This is a genomic window from Lysinibacillus sp. KCTC 33748, from assembly GCF_002237755.1.
In the GTDB taxonomy this organism is placed as follows: domain Bacteria; phylum Bacillota; class Bacilli; order Bacillales_A; family Planococcaceae; genus Lysinibacillus.
Genome location: NZ_MWSJ01000003.1, coordinates 225,936 through 241,750, shown reverse-complemented (window position 1 = coordinate 241,750; position 15,815 = coordinate 225,936). Strand labels below are relative to the sequence as shown.

General features: G+C 35.4%; 15 protein-coding genes. 4 read left to right on the top strand and 11 right to left on the bottom strand.

What is annotated here, in order from left to right; translation table 11 throughout:
• Window positions 1-13: 13 nt before the first annotated feature.
• The 9 genes from B1B04_RS06875 to queF all read right to left on the bottom strand — a co-directional run bounded on the left by B1B04_RS06875 (window position 14) and on the right by queF (window position 10,417).
• Window positions 14-1,684, bottom strand: a complete 1,671-nt coding sequence (locus B1B04_RS06875) for a GspE/PulE family protein (RefSeq protein ID WP_079560618.1) — start codon at window positions 1,682-1,684, stop codon at window positions 14-16.
• Window positions 1,685-1,702: 18 nt separating this feature from the next.
• Window positions 1,703-3,073: a G5 domain-containing protein gene (locus tag B1B04_RS06870; protein WP_079560616.1), complete on the bottom strand. Its 1,371-nt coding sequence runs from the start codon at window positions 3,071-3,073 to the stop codon at window positions 1,703-1,705.
• Window positions 3,074-3,677: 604 nt separating this feature from the next.
• Window positions 3,678-5,210 carry a pilus assembly PilX N-terminal domain-containing protein gene (locus B1B04_RS06865; protein ID WP_079560614.1) on the bottom strand — a complete coding sequence of 511 codons (1,533 nt, stop codon included), beginning with the start codon at window positions 5,208-5,210 and terminating at the stop codon, window positions 3,678-3,680.
• On the bottom strand, window positions 5,211-5,657 hold the full coding sequence (locus tag B1B04_RS06860; RefSeq protein ID WP_079560612.1) for a type II secretion system protein: 447 nt from the start codon (window positions 5,655-5,657) through the stop codon (window positions 5,211-5,213).
• Between the two features lie 17 nt (window positions 5,658-5,674).
• A complete protein-coding gene (locus tag B1B04_RS06855) occupies window positions 5,675-6,124 on the bottom strand; it encodes a type IV pilus modification PilV family protein (RefSeq protein WP_079560610.1) in 450 nt (149 codons plus the stop codon).
• Window positions 6,125-6,624: 500 nt separating this feature from the next.
• Window positions 6,625-8,730, bottom strand: a complete 2,106-nt coding sequence (locus B1B04_RS06850; RefSeq protein WP_079560607.1) for a DUF2339 domain-containing protein — start codon at window positions 8,728-8,730, stop codon at window positions 6,625-6,627.
• A 98-nt stretch (window positions 8,731-8,828) separates the two neighbouring features.
• Window positions 8,829-9,080: a phage holin gene (locus B1B04_RS06845; RefSeq protein WP_079560605.1), complete on the bottom strand. Its 252-nt coding sequence runs from the start codon at window positions 9,078-9,080 to the stop codon at window positions 8,829-8,831.
• Window positions 9,081-9,281: 201 nt separating this feature from the next.
• Window positions 9,282-9,917, bottom strand: coding sequence for a queuosine precursor transporter (locus B1B04_RS06840; RefSeq protein ID WP_079560603.1), 636 nt, complete (start codon window positions 9,915-9,917; stop codon window positions 9,282-9,284).
• Window positions 9,917-10,417 (bottom strand): preQ(1) synthase, encoded by a 501-nt coding sequence (gene queF / locus B1B04_RS06835; protein ID WP_049668571.1) that lies wholly within the window; start codon window positions 10,415-10,417, stop codon window positions 9,917-9,919. Before queF ends, B1B04_RS06840 begins: the two co-directional genes overlap by 1 nt.
• Before the next feature lie 275 nt (window positions 10,418-10,692).
• Here queF and B1B04_RS06830 point away from each other — a divergent pair, with 275 nt between their 5' ends.
• Genes B1B04_RS06830 through B1B04_RS06820 form a run of 3 tightly spaced genes read left to right on the top strand, consistent with a single transcriptional unit; the run spans window position 10,693 to window position 12,599 of the window.
• Window positions 10,693-11,052, top strand: a complete 360-nt coding sequence (locus tag B1B04_RS06830) for a GntR family transcriptional regulator (RefSeq protein ID WP_079560601.1) — start codon at window positions 10,693-10,695, stop codon at window positions 11,050-11,052.
• Between the two features lie 3 nt (window positions 11,053-11,055).
• Entirely contained in the window at window positions 11,056-11,922 is an 867-nt protein-coding gene (locus B1B04_RS06825) for an ABC transporter ATP-binding protein (RefSeq protein ID WP_079560599.1), read from the top strand.
• Window positions 11,919-12,599, top strand: a complete 681-nt coding sequence (locus B1B04_RS06820) for a hypothetical protein (RefSeq protein ID WP_079560596.1) — start codon at window positions 11,919-11,921, stop codon at window positions 12,597-12,599. The genes B1B04_RS06825 and B1B04_RS06820 overlap by 4 nt, the downstream gene beginning before the upstream one ends.
• Window positions 12,600-12,680: 81 nt before the next feature.
• Here B1B04_RS06820 and B1B04_RS06815 read toward each other — a convergent pair whose 3' ends face one another.
• Both B1B04_RS06815 and B1B04_RS06810 read right to left on the bottom strand, forming a co-directional pair.
• Complete coding sequence (locus B1B04_RS06815) at window positions 12,681-13,238, bottom strand: hypothetical protein (protein ID WP_079560594.1); 558 nt, start codon at window positions 13,236-13,238, stop codon at window positions 12,681-12,683.
• 179 nt (window positions 13,239-13,417) lie between these two features.
• Window positions 13,418-14,773 carry a YjiH family protein gene (locus B1B04_RS06810; protein WP_079560871.1) on the bottom strand — a complete coding sequence of 452 codons (1,356 nt, stop codon included), beginning with the start codon at window positions 14,771-14,773 and terminating at the stop codon, window positions 13,418-13,420.
• A 578-nt stretch (window positions 14,774-15,351) separates the two neighbouring features.
• Between B1B04_RS06810 and B1B04_RS26080 the strand changes: the two genes are divergently transcribed.
• Entirely contained in the window at window positions 15,352-15,801 is a 450-nt protein-coding gene (locus tag B1B04_RS26080) for a CotD family spore coat protein (RefSeq protein ID WP_240518227.1), read from the top strand.
• Window positions 15,802-15,815: the final 14 nt, after the last annotated feature.

Below are 15,815 nucleotides of genomic sequence, written 5' to 3'. Positions count from 1 at the left end.
AACGATTCACATCCTAATCTGCATTTGCTACACGCAATACTTCTGAAGTGGTTGTTTGTCCTTCTACTACTTTTAACAACCCATCTACCAGTAATGTGTAATAGCCTTCTTGTTTCATATAATCACGCATCGCACTATCGCTACTTCGACTTAATATCATTTCTTTAATATTGCGATCAATTGGTAAAATTTCATGAATAGCCATCCGTCCACGATACCCTGTTTGATTACACGAAGGACAGCCTCTTCCGCGTCTACCATGTGTAACTCCCTCAATGCCGTTCTTATGCATGATTTCTAATTCATGCTTCGTAAAAGCGTAGTCTTCTCCACAATCTCGGCAAATTCGTCGTACTAAGCGCTGTGCCATAATCCCTACTAGTGAAGAAGATAACAAAAACGGTTCTATCCCCATATCCTGTAGTCGAGAAATTGACTCAACTGCACTATTTGTATGTAAAGTACTTAAAACTAAATGCCCTGTTAACGAGGCACGTACTGCTATTTGTGCTGTTTCAAAATCCCTTATTTCACCTATCATTACGATATCTGGGTCCTGACGCAAAATTGAACGCAATCCAGCTGCAAATGTTAAACCTACTTCTTCTTTCACTTGAATTTGGTTTATACCATCGAGCTGATATTCCACTGGATCTTCTACTGTAATGATGTTTACATCTTCTTCATTCAAGTTGCTTAAGGCTGCATATAATGTAGATGATTTCCCTGATCCAGTAGGACCCGTTATTAGCAAAATACCATTAGGATTGTCAATCATGTTTCGGAAAAGGACTTCGTTTTGCTCTGTAAAGCCAAGCTTGTCAATTGAATTGGCAACACTGCTTAAGTCCAAAATACGCATCACAACTTTTTCTCCATAAACAGTTGGAAGAGTCGAAAGTCGAATATCTACTGGCTTGAAATTAACATTCGTTTTAATACGTCCATCTTGAGGAATTCGATTTTCCGTGATATTCAAATTCCCCATAATTTTGATACGTGCTAATATTATATTTTGCATATGTTTCGGTAACGAGCGCTCGGTTCTCAATACCCCATCTACTCGATAGCGAACCCTTAAATCCGTCTCCTGTGGGTCAAAGTGGATATCGCTTGCTCGTTGGGCAACTCCATTAGCAATTATTTGATTAACTAGTCGGACAATCGGAGAATCCTCTCGTTCAATTTCCTCCTGTGTTTCAGCAGCTGTCGCACCAATGTCGAGCAATGCAGCCTCCATAGACTCTTGCAAATCATAATATTTCGTTAGGGTACGATATAAGTCATCCTTAGCTGCAATACTTGTTTCGATTTGGCAGCCTGTCGCCATACGTACTTCTTCTATTGCAAAATAGTCCATCGGGTCAGCCATCGCGATGAAAAGTTTATTTTTTTCACGACGAATTGGAATAATATTTGTTCGTTTAGCGAGCTCAGCCGGAACAAGTTGAAGTAAGTCCGGGCTTATTGAATATTGATTCAAATGAATGTGCGGGATTCCTAGCTGAAACTCTAGTACTTCGATTAACTGTTGCTCAGTTAAAATATTTTCTTTTATAAGAAAATCGCCTAATTTCTCATCTTTTGTTTTGTTTGTAAGCGCAAATTCCAATTGCACATTTGTTATAACACCAGCTTCAACAAGTAAATCACCTAATCGCTTTCGCCCAGTTTTTACGATCATTCACATATACTCCTCTCTTTATGGGCTTGTTTGTACAAAATTCCCACCTTTATCATAGTAGCCATATACAATCTCAGGATCATTCGGATCTTTTGAAGTATTTGCAGATGTATCTTTATTGTTATTTGCAGCATTATTGACGGATTTTTCATTTTCAGAATGTGTATCTGGTAATCCATCTCCATCTAAATCCATGTTTAGATCAGGATCACTCGAATCGGAAGTCCCTACTTTTTCATTACTATTTTCTGGAACAACAGGCTGTCTTGAAGATTTCACAATGATTTTATTAACTGGTGGATAGTAGTCACGGCTAACTAGTTCCTCCGTAGTGTTACCATTTTCTAAAACAGAGCGATAAACTTCGACCCGTACGCCTTCTTGACCTTTTTGAAGAACCTCTTCACTGCCTACTGGTAGGTCGTTAGAATAGCGAATAATGACTCGTGGTTGTATGATTTTATCTTTACTAACTCGAACAGAGATTTCTTTTTCTTTCTTTTGCGCTAGTAATTCCACTTTTAAAGAATCACCCTCTACTGTGAGTTTTAACTTATTCGATTGATCAGAACGGTTTACAAATTGTAAATCTTTATCTAACGCACGATTTATCCTCGCATCCAAACCTTGCTGCAAATAATTTGGCTTCTCTTCTTGGGAATGTCTCTCTGAAATCTCATATTCGGTTTGAAGAGCAGTATGATAAAGCATGGAAGCTAGGAAATTAATGGCTTCACTATTTGCTTCGTCATATTGTTCTTCTATCGTTGTTAAAAAAGAAAACGGCTCTCCCGGTAATATAATAGAATCATTTAGCGTATTCATTAATTTATCAACACCTATTGCATTTGTAGGTATTTTCTCAATCGATAGAGCCAAACGCTCCGCTTCTATTAAATGAGTATCTGCAACTGTTGCAGTGATTTTCTGACTTTTTAAATAGGAAACTTGAGTGGAAATTGCATTTAAGGTCGCATCAACCTCCCATACACCAGTAGCCTCAAGCTGCTTCTTCACTTGATCATCTACTTCCACATGTAAGGGTATATGTACCGCTTGCTCTTGCTTCCAAAAAGCAAACCAAGACTTGTCTGTTAAACTATGATATTCAGCTATAGAACTCTCTACATCAAATACAAATAATTTTGGATCCAGTGAAATCGTAATATTGGCCCCTTCTACGCTAACAGGAGCGTCTCGCCAAATATTAATAGCCTCTTGTAAAGCATTTTCAATATCACCACCCTCTAAATCCTTAACCGATGTTCCTCCGATTGTGGATTCAACACCTTTAGCCAGTGCACTATCTACGATCATATTAGGTACCCAGACTGTTAATAAGATGATTAGAACAGCTACCATTGCGCCTAACTTCAAATATAATTTCATAGCCTCATCACCTTTACAAATATAGTCAAAAAAAGAATGTCTATTTACTCATATAAAACAATTACTTTTTATTCATATTTTTACAATACAACACAAACTATATTTAAAAATGAGCCTTTCATCCTAAAAATAGTTAAATTTCAGTGAACTCATCTTTTTTAAACATGAAATTGTAATTACTATTGAAATGTTGTTAATGTGTTTTATGGACTATAAAACAAAGTCATATATCTCCACACAACTTTCGATGTATACATATCGAATCAACTACCCTAGACAAAAAAGACTATTAATTTCAGGTTCAATTGAAAGGTTGCACTTTAAATTCAAATAGCGCCCTCTTTCTATTCTCACCAAGAGTTTAACCAATATTAAAATAAGGGTTATTTAGAAAATCTGAATTCATTCCAGACATTCTAAATAACCCTTTTCTATTACTTTCTCACATCAATTGGAAACCCTCGTCATAGACAGCATTAAGCTTCTCTAAAACTAACTATATAATTGTAAAAATAATGTCATTACTAAGACGACAAGCTTAGTATTCTATTGTATCAAAATCAGAATATCGCATTCTAAACAACCTCTTCATGCTCTGTGATCTTTATTCTACTTCAAGCATACTATTAGAAATTGTTAAATTATTATTTTCTTCAAATACTAAACCACCATTTGATATTGTATCTTCAATCGTTTTTGGTTTGTAAGTAACAGTTGAACCTCCACTCGTATTTACTGTATAAGCCATTATTCCTCCTATAACTTCTCCTGATCCTCTCATTATGATTTTTGCGTCGGGGGCATAAATATATAAGTCGTGATTATAAGACCCTCCTTCAACATTGATATTTGATCCACCTGCATATAGATTTCCTTGTACGCTACCAGAACCATTTATTTTTATATCAGCTGATTTAGCATATATAGAGGCTTTTGTTTTTGTATCACCAGTAAAATCCATTAACGAAGTGCCTGTATAATATACACTTAATTGCCCTATGTCTCCTGTATTATTCATACTCGAACTTCCCTTTAAATTAAAAGCATCCTTAATATACAAAGTTAATCTACCGCTCCCCGTAATATTTAAGTGCCCTTCCGTGAAGTTAAAGTTATCTATATATAAATTTTTGTCTGAATTACCTACATCAATAGATAACGTTCTGCCCGAAGAAACTATAAGCGTTTTCAAGTACATATTTTGAGTAAGCGGGAGAGTACCACTAAAGTTTTGATACCCATTTATGTGTCCGTTTCCTCCACCGTCAATCTTAATTGAATGATTTTCCAACGAGAGTTGAGTTTGATTTCCATCGATGGAAACTTGAATTGAATTTGTATATGGTCTTGTGCTTAAACTAGTAAATTCATTATCCGGGAAAGGTGGTAATACATCCTTAGGAAATGCAACATTCCCTATAATCTCATTCGTAACATTCATCCAGCTCGGCTTTGAAAACTTATCTGGAGTTGTTCCAATCTTACCAGTAATTTTAGCACTCTCTTGTGTAATACTAATTTTTCCACTGTCAGAAACAACATCCCCATTAAGTTTACCTCCTCCAAGTTCGATGTTTTTTATAGCGTGGATAGCAGCGGAATTTGAAAAACCAGAACCCGTCCCGCTTCCTAAATCGATTGTAATTGTCTGTGCTACTGTTCTCGTTTTCTTGCCAACATTACCAACGGACGTTATTTTATATTGTAATTGTTCAGTACTTTCTTGAATAACTGTTACATTTGCAAAAGTTTTTTCATTAAATTGTTCATCAAAAGTCACTGTATCAGCATATGTTGATTGATTCTTTTCAAAGATTTTTTCTAAGCTACTTTCAAATGCATCTATAAAATCTGACTTAAATTTTTCCGGCTTTCTTTTATCAGGAGGTAGCTTATTGAATTTTTTTCTATTTTCATCGTATGTAATTTTAACTAATTGTTTTACTTTGTTTTTTGTACTGTTTAAGCCACCTTCTGCAATGTAAAAAACAGATTGGTCATCTCGCTCATTAGCAGACATCTTTAATGAATTAGCAGTAAGTGTTAAAAGCGTAATTCCAAGAACTGAGATAAAAGCAATTGTAAAAATTACTAAAAGTAACGAATAACCATTTTCTTGTTTTAGATTCTTAAACATTTAGCTGCCTCCCCTAAAATATATAGTTGATGAAAAAGGCTTACTATTTGGCGTTGTAATATCAATAATTACATGACTCCGTTTATCTTCAATGTTAAAATCAAGCACATTCGCTGCAATCATTTCATCATTTCTCGTAATCGTCTGATCCTTTTGGTAATATACATAAGTATATTTTTTATTATTTTGATTATTTATTAGTGTATATTCTGTATACTCATCTAAAGCCTTTTTATGAATTTCAGTAGATTTACGCGTATCTTTAGTAACAACTTTCAAAATATAAGTTGTGTCAGATAATTGAATAGTCGATTTCATTTGTTTATCGCTTGTAGTCTTACTGTTCATTAAGATAGACATAAGAACAATAGATACAATCGTAGCTATTACAGTAACAGCCAAAACTTCTAGTAAGGTCACGCCTCTCTCATTTTTGAATTTAGACATATGAACCACCTCTTTTCTTACAAGCTAAAGATATTTTGCATTTTCGCTTTTAATATCGCCCCTCTTGAATCATAAACTTCGATAGTAACCCTAACGGTATTATCATGCGAGATATCTTCAGCATTCACTATTATGATTTCCTTGTTTTTAGCATTAGAGGGTGTCACTTTATACCGAGTGATATTACCTGTTGAATTCACTTCATCCTTTTCAGCTAAGTACGGAAAATTAGATTCCCACGTTTCGATCGTGGTAGATTTAAAGTAGTTATACATTTTCTCCATTTCCTTTTGCGCTAAATAGGTAGCATCAATAATTTGTTCAGAGCTTTTTCCGGTTTTATTCGATTGGATGAGTAAGCCGAAAAAGGATAATAAGATGATAGTTATTATAACTAAGGAAGCAACAACCTCAATTAAAGAGAATCCCCCTTGACTCTTAAATAATTTTCTATTTTGACGCTTCATTTTCTCCCTCCTTATGCTGATCAAACTTTTTAGTAATGTAAGTTAATCAATTATGCCTCGGCATAATCACGTCTGGAATTGGCTTTGCGCTTAGACATGCGCGAGGGCCGACACGATGTCGGTCATTTCGGTAATGCCACAGGACTTGGCGTTCCTAGACTAAGTTCCTCTGTTTAGCGGGCGTTTGGACACCCGCCGAAAGAAGTTAAAAGTACATTAGACTTTAACACTAAAACAATAGTACTTATAGTAAATAAACTTTCCTATTAATTGAATATTCCCTATGCTAATTATACTATTCCATATATAAACAGCATTTACAACACTACTTTTTCGTATGAATTTGTATTTATTTTTAAATTTTTCAATTGCTAAAATATGTAGATCAAGCTAAGTTTAAAAAGCGATTAGATATAAAAAAACCGTTTACCATAAAATAAAGGTAAACGGTTTTAATGTTGTTTTATTGCAACTCCATGCTTTAGATCAATATTATTTATTTATTTCTTCAACAACCTACCCGACAACAACAACCCAATCCCACCTATCAAAATAAACAGGACAGCTCGTATTAATAAGTCTAAAGCGGATAAATCAAAGAATATAAGCTTAATAAACGCAATCACTAAAATAACAAACCCTGTTAGGCGTAATGTTTGTAAGTTACGCACAGTGCTAAGCCATAGTGAGATACTGGCTGTCAGGAATAATGTGATCGTTGAAAAGGCAATGCTTAGTTTCCAATCTAGCAAACTATTATAGGAAAGTTGATGGATAAGACCCCAAACCGATATCATCGTAAGCACAACGCCTGCACTTACAACTTGGTCTAGAAGTTTCTCTGCTTGCTCTTGATAGATTTGGTAAATGCGGCCCTTCATCAGTACATCAATCATTATTGCTATGATCACAGCAATATACACGATTCTTGTTACTATATTTAGCCACTCGATACCTTGCATATTGTATGGAATAATTTCAAGCATTACGGTGAAGAGAACGAAAAACCCACCAAGGACTGGCGTTAATGCACGCCCCTTGTATTTTATTGGTACTAAAAGTGATCCCGCGAAAAGTAAAGCTAGGATTAAACACGTTAAATGCGGGATATTACCAACACTTGCAAAGTACAATTCATCCAGCTTTCCGATATAGGCTAAGAAATAACCAGCCGTAATAACTGCTAAAATATCAATCACATATATTTCCTTCATAAACTTTTCGAAGGATGTCAGTGTCTCTTTTGGACGTCTCGCATATACATAAATAATTAGGAGATATATTCCCGGCATTATTAAGCTAATATGATCTATGCTGAAGAACGGTGTCGGCTCATGAATAATAAAGTTTAAAGCGACTGTAATTGTAAATGAAAATGAGCCGACAACCTTCATCATACTTGCTCGTAATCGTAAACTCATCATAACACCTGCAAAGGTGATGAACGGGATGAGCAATTGATCTACTTCCCCTGGTAAATTCATAACTAGCAGCGTATTACATAGTGTAATAAATGCGAGTGTTACGGCACTATCAAATGCCTCCTGCCATTTTTGCTTATAGCCATAACCCGCTACAGCTGCAAACAAGCTGATTACTATGAGTAATAGTGCTTCGCTATATTCAATTGGTCTAATAATAAAGTTCAGGAGTAATAAACTAAAAGTTCCTAGACTGAATTGGAGTCCGACATGAATATTTTTCAGTTTAGACTCTGCATTATATAATCGGCACCAACTAGTGTAAAAAATAGTTAGAACAACAAGGAAACCTATTGCAAAAACAACTCGGTTGTCATGGTTCATAAACGCTATAATGCTGACAGCTAGCAAAGAGAAAAAGGTTGCTAGATAGAATGCCAACTTCTGCTTGTGTTGAAGAATGACAAATTGCAGCATCATAAATAGCACAACCACATAGATTAAGATGATAACAGGACTAAAATCCATATATTCTAGTAAATATGGTAGTAATAATGATGTAAAGGCTACAAATATTGTGAGTACTTCGTTTTTCTTCAAGTAGCTAATAACAATACCGTAGCCGATATAAACAACGGCAATAACAAGTGCCATCGTTAAACCTATGATTTCATACAATATCGCACTTGCGGCAGTTGTTAATATCCCAACAATAAATGCACCACCGTATAAAGAAATTGTTATAGCCGATGATCCTGTTTTTTTTCGCTCTAACACATAAGCTATTACTGCTAAGGCAAGAGATAATACGTAGGCAAGGATAATTTTAACTTCGTTCGCTAAATAGCCATAATCACTAACAAGCTTAAGTCCCCAAAGTACCCCCATCACTAAAATGACCATAAATAATTTTGGAAGTGCCCACATAATACGCTCTTCCAATGTTCGCTGTGGTTGCACCTTTTCTTCTGGATTTGTCATTATTTTCGGCTTTGGTTCCAAGCTTGAATTTGGCTTTAGGATTTGCGCTGGTTTTGGTTCAAATTGATCAGCCATGGATTGCCTAGCACTCAAGGCGCTTGATTTTCCAACAGGTTGTTGACGTTTTAAGCCTTCTAATTCCTGCCGCAAATCCATCATTTCCCGCTCGAGCTTGGCAACCCTCTGCTCCATTTCAAGCGACATTCAATCGTCCTCCCTACTTTATCTTTATCAATTTTTTATCATTATAACACATTTATCCAAAATGTAAAATTACACTTTTAATTTATTTACACCCTTTTTTATCTAGGTCTTCTATACATCAAAGCACGTTGACTATCACTGGTTCCCCGTGTTGTAGGATCTACGATAACTCCTAATAAAGCGAAGATTGATAATACTGTATTTAAGATGGTCATTCCCTGCTCACTCATTGCACTCGTTAAATCATAGCCAAAAATAGCTGCTACTTGCTGCGCGAGTAATACAATCAACGAAAATAGTGCAAGTAAAAATGGTTTATGCTGAAAACGGATCTTCCAGTTAATTCTCATAATTGCTCACCTCCCTTTCTTATCCACAGTATATGCTCGGCCGTAACGTTACACATATGCAAAAATGGAGCTATAAACTTGGATAAAAGAGGTGCTATTAAATAATATTCGATTACAAGAGCACTATTAACTTTCGACAGAAGAATTATGTCCCTCTCTTCCATCGGGTTATTTAAAGAACGGAATGTTAAAAAAGCCATCTCAGTAATGAGATGGCTCGATGCTTTTAAGTTTATCAAATTTCCGTGCAACGTAAACTAACCCATAAACAAGTGGTGTTGCAACAATAGACGCCAAAAATTTAAATATATACTGTGTGATAAATAATGTCAGTAACACCTTAAATGGCATTATTCCAAAAAAGGCTATCGTAATAAATAATGCCGTATCGATGAGTTGGCTTAGCATCGTAGAAGCATTATTTCGAAGCCAAAGCTTTCCGTCTCCATGCTTTTCTTTAAATTTACTAAATATCACTACATCCAAGTTAACACTGACCGAATAAGCTACAAGACTTGCAATGATGACACGCATACTGCCGCCGAGAATTGTCTCAAACTCCTGCTGATGGACAAAGGCTTGTGCAGGTGGTAGTTCAATGGCTATAGCGATAAAGAATACCGCAAACACTTGAGCAATAAGCCCTGTTCTAACCGTGCGACCACCCGCTTCCTTACCATATACCTCGCAAATTACATCAATAAGCGGATACGTAAAAATGATTAAAATCGCAGCGGCTGGAAGCACCATCCATTCACCTATACTAAACACTTTAACAGCTAAAACATTAGCTAAAATTAAAAAGCCAACAAACAATCCATTTAAATAGTAAAGCATCAGCGGTTATCCACCTTTTCCGGATACATATCGTGGTTCATCAAACGGTGCTCCGCCATTTTTTCATATTTTGTGCCTGGTCGGCCATAGTTACACCAAGGATCAATGGACAAGCCACCACGCGGTGTAAACTTACCCCATACTTCAATATAGCGCGGTTCAATCAGCTTAATTAAATCATTCATGATGATGTTGACACAATCCTCATGAAAGTCCCCATGATTACGGAAACTAAATAAATATAGCTTTAATGATTTACTCTCGACTAGTTTTTTATCTGGAATAAAAGAAATATACATTGTCGCAAAGTCAGGCTGCCCTGTCATTGGACATAGACTTGTGAATTCCGGGCAATTAAACTTTACAAAAAAATCGTTTTTCGTATGCAAATTGTCGACTGCTTCAAGTATTTCCGGTGAGTATTCAAATAAATACTTTGTATTTTGGTTCCCAAGGAGTGTTAAATCCTGTAAACCTTGCTCTTCATTTCTTCCTGCCATAAAAAATGCCTCCTCAAATTGTGAGAAGTCCATTGCGTGAAACCAAATAAAAAAAATCGCCATATCCGCATTTTGGGATATGGCGTAGATGACGTCATCCATAGTTTTTTATAGAGGGTATGCGCTATGAACCTCTTTCTTATTCGCTAGTTATAATAACTTAATGAACGCATTCAGTCAACTAAATTTTTCACAATATGGAATTGACAAAATTACCCTTACGTTATATAGTTAGTTACACAAGTAATTAACCAATCAACAAAAGGAGGGGAATTGTGATTCACTCTTTAAACAATGAAAAGCCCATTTTCCAACAAATTCGCGAACGAATAGAGGATGGAATTTTAGATGGACACCTACAACCCGAAGATCGCATTCCATCCACAAATGAATTTGCAAAGGAATATCAAATTAATCCTGCAACAGCTGGAAAGGGCGTGAACGAATTAGTGGACAAAGGCGTAATTTATAAAAAACGTGGCGTCGGCATGTTTGTGAGTACTGATGCTCGTGAATTATTAATTGCGGAGCGTAAGGAAAATTTTTTTCAGCAACATATAGAGCCGTTAAAGAAAGAAGCAATAAGATTAGGTATCTCAGATAAAGAATTACAAAATATGTTACAGAGGGGTTAACCTATGAAAATCGAAGTGAAAAATGTTAGTAAATCATATAGACATAAGGAAGCTTTAAAAAATATCTCTTTTACAATTGAAGGACCAAAAATCATTGGATTTTTGGGTCATAATGGCGCTGGTAAAACAACATTCTTAAATTTATTATCAGGACTTATTTCTACAACTAAAGGAAACATATCTGTCAATGGAGAAAATGTTTTCAATGTACCTTTAACTTTACGTGATATTTGTTTTGTTGCAGAGAATGGAAACTTTCAAGAGGAAATGACAATTGCACAAACGTTAAAGGCGAATAGCTTCTTTTATCCAAACTGGGATGGAGAGCTCGCAATGGAGCTACTAGAAGTTTTTGCTCTAAATCCAAAAGATAAGGTTCGCAGTTTATCAAAAGGAATGGTGTCTGCGTTAGGCATTATTACAGGCTTTGCGAGTAACGCAGGGATTACAATCTTTGATGAACCTTATATCGGACTTGATGTAGCTGCCCGAAATACTTTTTATGATTTATTGATTGAACAACAAACCGACAATCCAAGACTCTTTATATTGTCTACACATTTAATTGATGAAGCAAGTAAGCTATTTGAGGAAATACTTATTTTACACGAAGGACAATTACTGCTTCAGAAAACCGTGGAGGAATGGCATGAGCATATTGTAGCAGTAAAAGGTAATCCTTCTGATGTTGAGCAGGCAATTAATGGACTAAAGAGTATTTATAAGCATACATTTATGCAGGAGCTAACTGCAATTGTCTTCACTGATGGTCAATCCATTGAAGGACAGAATATTATGCTTGAACCTGTTTCATTACAGGATATGTTAGTGTATTTAAGTAAACAGCAGAAAGCGAGGACTATTAAATGAATACAGTAAAGGGAAGTTTGTATGTATTATTTCAAAGCTATAAAAAGCAAATTTTAATTTTTTGGAGCATTTTATTTTCAATCGTCCTATTGTCGTTATTCTTAGAAGCTTTTTTTAACCTGTATATTTATAATTTTTACATCATGATTTCTATACCTGTTTATATCTTCTCCAGTATCATGGCTGCAAAGTTACTAAATAAAACGTTATCCTATTTTTTAAGGCTTGGTTTATGTCGCTTGCAATTTATGTTCAATGTGGGGCTCTTTTTTATCTGTTGGAGCCTAGTAAGTGCCTTCATAATTGGTTGTACACAAAAAATACTTACTAACGTCTCTAACATATTCATTATCCATCCTATTTTACTTTTTAATAATTCCCCATCATTTTTACAAATGATGGCATTGGATACTGTTTTACTGCTCTTGTTCCTAACAGCAGGACTTTTATTGAATGTTGTCTTTTATCGCTTGGGAACTCTGGGCGGTTACAGTTTTATAGGGTTACTCGTCTTAATTCCGATTGTTACAATCATATTCAAATGGTATTCTCCTTTGTTTGACCTACTATCAAATATATCTAGCTTCGCTCTATTAAGTGGTTTATTAGTTTTTAGTGTATTACTCTACTCTATCATAACAATGGCGATCCGAAATGCTTCTGTCAATCCAGCATAATTATTGAGGCTATTCGGCATACTTTCAAAAAAAATGATGCCAAGACCAAAAAACTATAGGTCTTGGCATTTTCTAGCTGAATTAACCCCGTTCATCCTCTAACGTTGTATAGTCAATGGAATTAGCAATGTCAACTAACACTTCAGGTGTCACCTTATTTGAAACTCTTTTATCAATCCACAGCATATATTGCCAATCTTCTCTTTCGAAAGCAAGTACATGAAAACCCGAGACTTCCATATAGATTGAAGTCGTTCCCTTTTTCAATACGAAAGTCTTTACTACACTTTCCTTTTTAACTGGAAACTTATACTGAATAGGTCGAACCGTTATTTTATAATGATGTTCAGGAAGTTGATTATTAACAAATGTAACTTCAAAAAAATCGTTCATGTCACCATCTAGATCATTAAACCGACCAAAATGATGTGTAAAACTAATAGGAGGTACTCGAAGTGGTAGCTTTAGTCCTTGATGAAAGTGCCGTTCGAAATCGTAGGCAGCTCCTTCAACCGTTTTATAGCCTATTTCAGGATAGACCTCTTCATACGAACTAGGTGAGTCTTTTATATAGGCATCACTAGGTTGAGAAAATAACAAATAACAAGAACTTAAGCAGAGAGAAAAAATTCTGTCCATTTTATCACCTCAGTATCATCACTTTAAACGTAGTTTTTCCCAATTCAATGAATTTATGTGCAAGTTATATTATGTTCACTGAATTCCTTTTTATAGATATTCTCCTTTTTTGCGCGTACTTTAATAAAGAAAAAAGCAATTGTTCGCATTAGTGAAATTCGAACAATTGCCTTTTTAATCTAAAAGAGTATATGTGCAACTAATGCTGCGATTGGTAGTGAAATAATCGTACGAATTAAGAAAATAATTACTAGATCTAAAAATTTCAGTGGAATTTTTGTACCTAAAATAAGGCCACCGACTTCAGACATATAAATAAGCTGTGTAACAGAAACGACAGCAATCACAAATCGTGTCGTTTCAGCTTCAATTCCTGCTCCTAAAATTGAAGGCAAAAACATGTCAGCAAAGCCAACAACCATCGTTTGCGCTGCCTCAGCTGCCTCTGGTAAACCAAGTACTGTTAAAATAGGTTCAAACGGTTTTCCTAAAAATGCAAAAATATTAGTGAATTCAGCAAGCATTAAAGCAACCGTACCAAATGCCATAACGATCGGTGCTACACCAATCCATAAATCCAAGACATTTCTAGTCCCATCTTTCAAAAATTGACGTGGGTCACGATTTGCATGCGCAACGGCTAAAGCATTTTCTAAGCCGTGAGACACAGAATTATAGCCTTCAGGTAATTCCTCACGTGATAAATCTACTGGTGTACCGTCGATATAAGTGTCTTCTTTGTTAGCAAGTGGAAAAATTCGCGGCATAACAATCGCTAACACAAGACCGCAAAGTACAACCGTTAAGTAATATGGAATAAAATAGCGTGATAAATGCACTGTATCTAGTACTACGATACAGAATGTGATGGATACTACAGAAAAGCTCGTTGCAATAATGGCTGACTCTTTTTTCGTATAGTTCCCCATTTCATATTGCTTACTCGTCATAAGAACACCAATTGTTCCATCACCAACCCACGATGTAAGTGCATCAACTGATGAACGCCCAGGGCTTTTAAAGAGCGGACGCATGATTTTTACCATCATCGTTCCGAAAAATTCAAGCAATCCGAAGTTTGTTAAAAACGGTAATAGTAGGCCTGCAAATAAGAAAATCGTAAATAAAAATGTTACTAAACCACCGTCAGGATTCATTAATAATCCACCCGTATTTTCATTGTTAATCGCGGATGGTCCAAAATTAAACACGACCATTGAGGCAAATACTAAACCGATGACTCTTATAATTGTCCAAAACCAATTTACATAAAATAATGTATATAAAATACTAGATTCCTTTGCATTATTCCGAGGAACAAATTTGGCAATGAATGAACCAATTGCCGAAATCGCAAATATAATTATAGTAAAGTAACTAATAATAGGTGCAACAAAACCTGCTAATAAATTTGCTAAAATAGCAATCGGAACTTTCCATCCATCTTCCGTTAAGACTGGTGTCATAAATAATAGAACACCAATAAGAGACGGAATTATGAAGAAAAAGTATGAAGAAGTAGGATATTTTTTCATCATTTAAAGCCTCATTTCTTTAGGTTTTTTCGAAGTTTTATACATCAAGCTTGTTAGGTACTTTAAAACCGCCAAGAAATGTATATCTGTATAAAGTTTTGCATTCATCAATCTGGCATTTCCGAGTAGTTAATGAATGATCAAATAAAAAACATTCCTTTAAAAAGTAAGGAAGGAATGCCCAAACACTACTTTTTTATTATTAAAATCCTCAATGCATAAAGTTTTTTAGAATAATCACTATCATTCATTTTTATGAGCTAAAAAATATCGTAAACCTACGATACATCGGTTAATTCTACAACAAAATGCATTTTTATTCAATCTAAAATTTAATATTATTATTATTCTCTTCTAACATTATTTGCAATTCTTCTTTGTATCATTACTTTTCAACAAACCTCAATTTTACAGTGACTGACGACGTCTAAAATTTGGTGAATCCCTCCATTAATCATACCTATTTTGATTGCCTAAGAGATTTAACCAGCCCTTAATAGGCATACAAATAGACCATATCGTCTTTTATCTCATATGTTAATTATGAACCACAACTTATCAAAACAGGAGGTTTTACCATGGAAAGACATATGCAACATATGCAGCATATGCATCACATGCAGCATATGCATCACCATCATCATGCAAAAGGCCCGCATTGTTGTCCACCACTTACATGTCCAACTCAATATGAGCCGCCACATTGTTGTCCACCGGAGGATTATGTACGCACAAATTACATCCATACAGTTGTACCACATGTACAGCCAGCACATGTAACAACAGTTAATAAACATATAATTGATCATCAGTATCATTTCCCTTGCACTGAGTCTGTCGTAAATGAATGTTGTGAGACTCACACACTTTGCGAAATGCCACCTGAGCCTTGCCATATGCCACATCATCACCACCAACATCACCACATGGGACACCATCACCATCACATGGGGCATCATCATCACATGGGGCATCATCAACATCACCATCAGCAGCATATGCCGTGCCACCATCATATGGGCTATTAAAATAGATGCGATGA

Coding starts and splice junctions, on each gene's coding strand:
- B1B04_RS06875 (WP_079560618.1), bottom strand. CDS start 1,684: ATGATCGTAAAAACTGGGCGAAAGCGATTAGGTGATTTACTTGTTGAA.
- B1B04_RS06870 (WP_079560616.1), bottom strand. CDS start 3,073: ATGAAATTATATTTGAAGTTAGGCGCAATGGTAGCTGTTCTAATCATC.
- B1B04_RS06865 (WP_079560614.1), bottom strand. CDS start 5,210: ATGTTTAAGAATCTAAAACAAGAAAATGGTTATTCGTTACTTTTAGTA.
- B1B04_RS06860 (WP_079560612.1), bottom strand. CDS start 5,657: ATGTCTAAATTCAAAAATGAGAGAGGCGTGACCTTACTAGAAGTTTTG.
- B1B04_RS06855 (WP_079560610.1), bottom strand. CDS start 6,124: ATGAAGCGTCAAAATAGAAAATTATTTAAGAGTCAAGGGGGATTCTCT.
- B1B04_RS06850 (WP_079560607.1), bottom strand. CDS start 8,730: ATGTCGCTTGAAATGGAGCAGAGGGTTGCCAAGCTCGAGCGGGAAATG.
- B1B04_RS06845 (WP_079560605.1), bottom strand. CDS start 9,080: ATGAGAATTAACTGGAAGATCCGTTTTCAGCATAAACCATTTTTACTT.
- B1B04_RS06840 (WP_079560603.1), bottom strand. CDS start 9,917: ATGCTTTACTATTTAAATGGATTGTTTGTTGGCTTTTTAATTTTAGCT.
- queF (WP_049668571.1), bottom strand. CDS start 10,417: ATGGCAGGAAGAAATGAAGAGCAAGGTTTACAGGATTTAACACTCCTT.
- B1B04_RS06825 (WP_079560599.1), top strand. CDS start 11,056: ATGAAAATCGAAGTGAAAAATGTTAGTAAATCATATAGACATAAGGAA.
- B1B04_RS06820 (WP_079560596.1), top strand. CDS start 11,919: ATGAATACAGTAAAGGGAAGTTTGTATGTATTATTTCAAAGCTATAAA.
- B1B04_RS06815 (WP_079560594.1), bottom strand. CDS start 13,238: ATGGACAGAATTTTTTCTCTCTGCTTAAGTTCTTGTTATTTGTTATTT.
- B1B04_RS06810 (WP_079560871.1), bottom strand. CDS start 14,773: ATGAAAAAATATCCTACTTCTTCATACTTTTTCTTCATAATTCCGTCT.
- B1B04_RS26080 (WP_240518227.1), top strand. CDS start 15,352: ATGGAAAGACATATGCAACATATGCAGCATATGCATCACATGCAGCAT.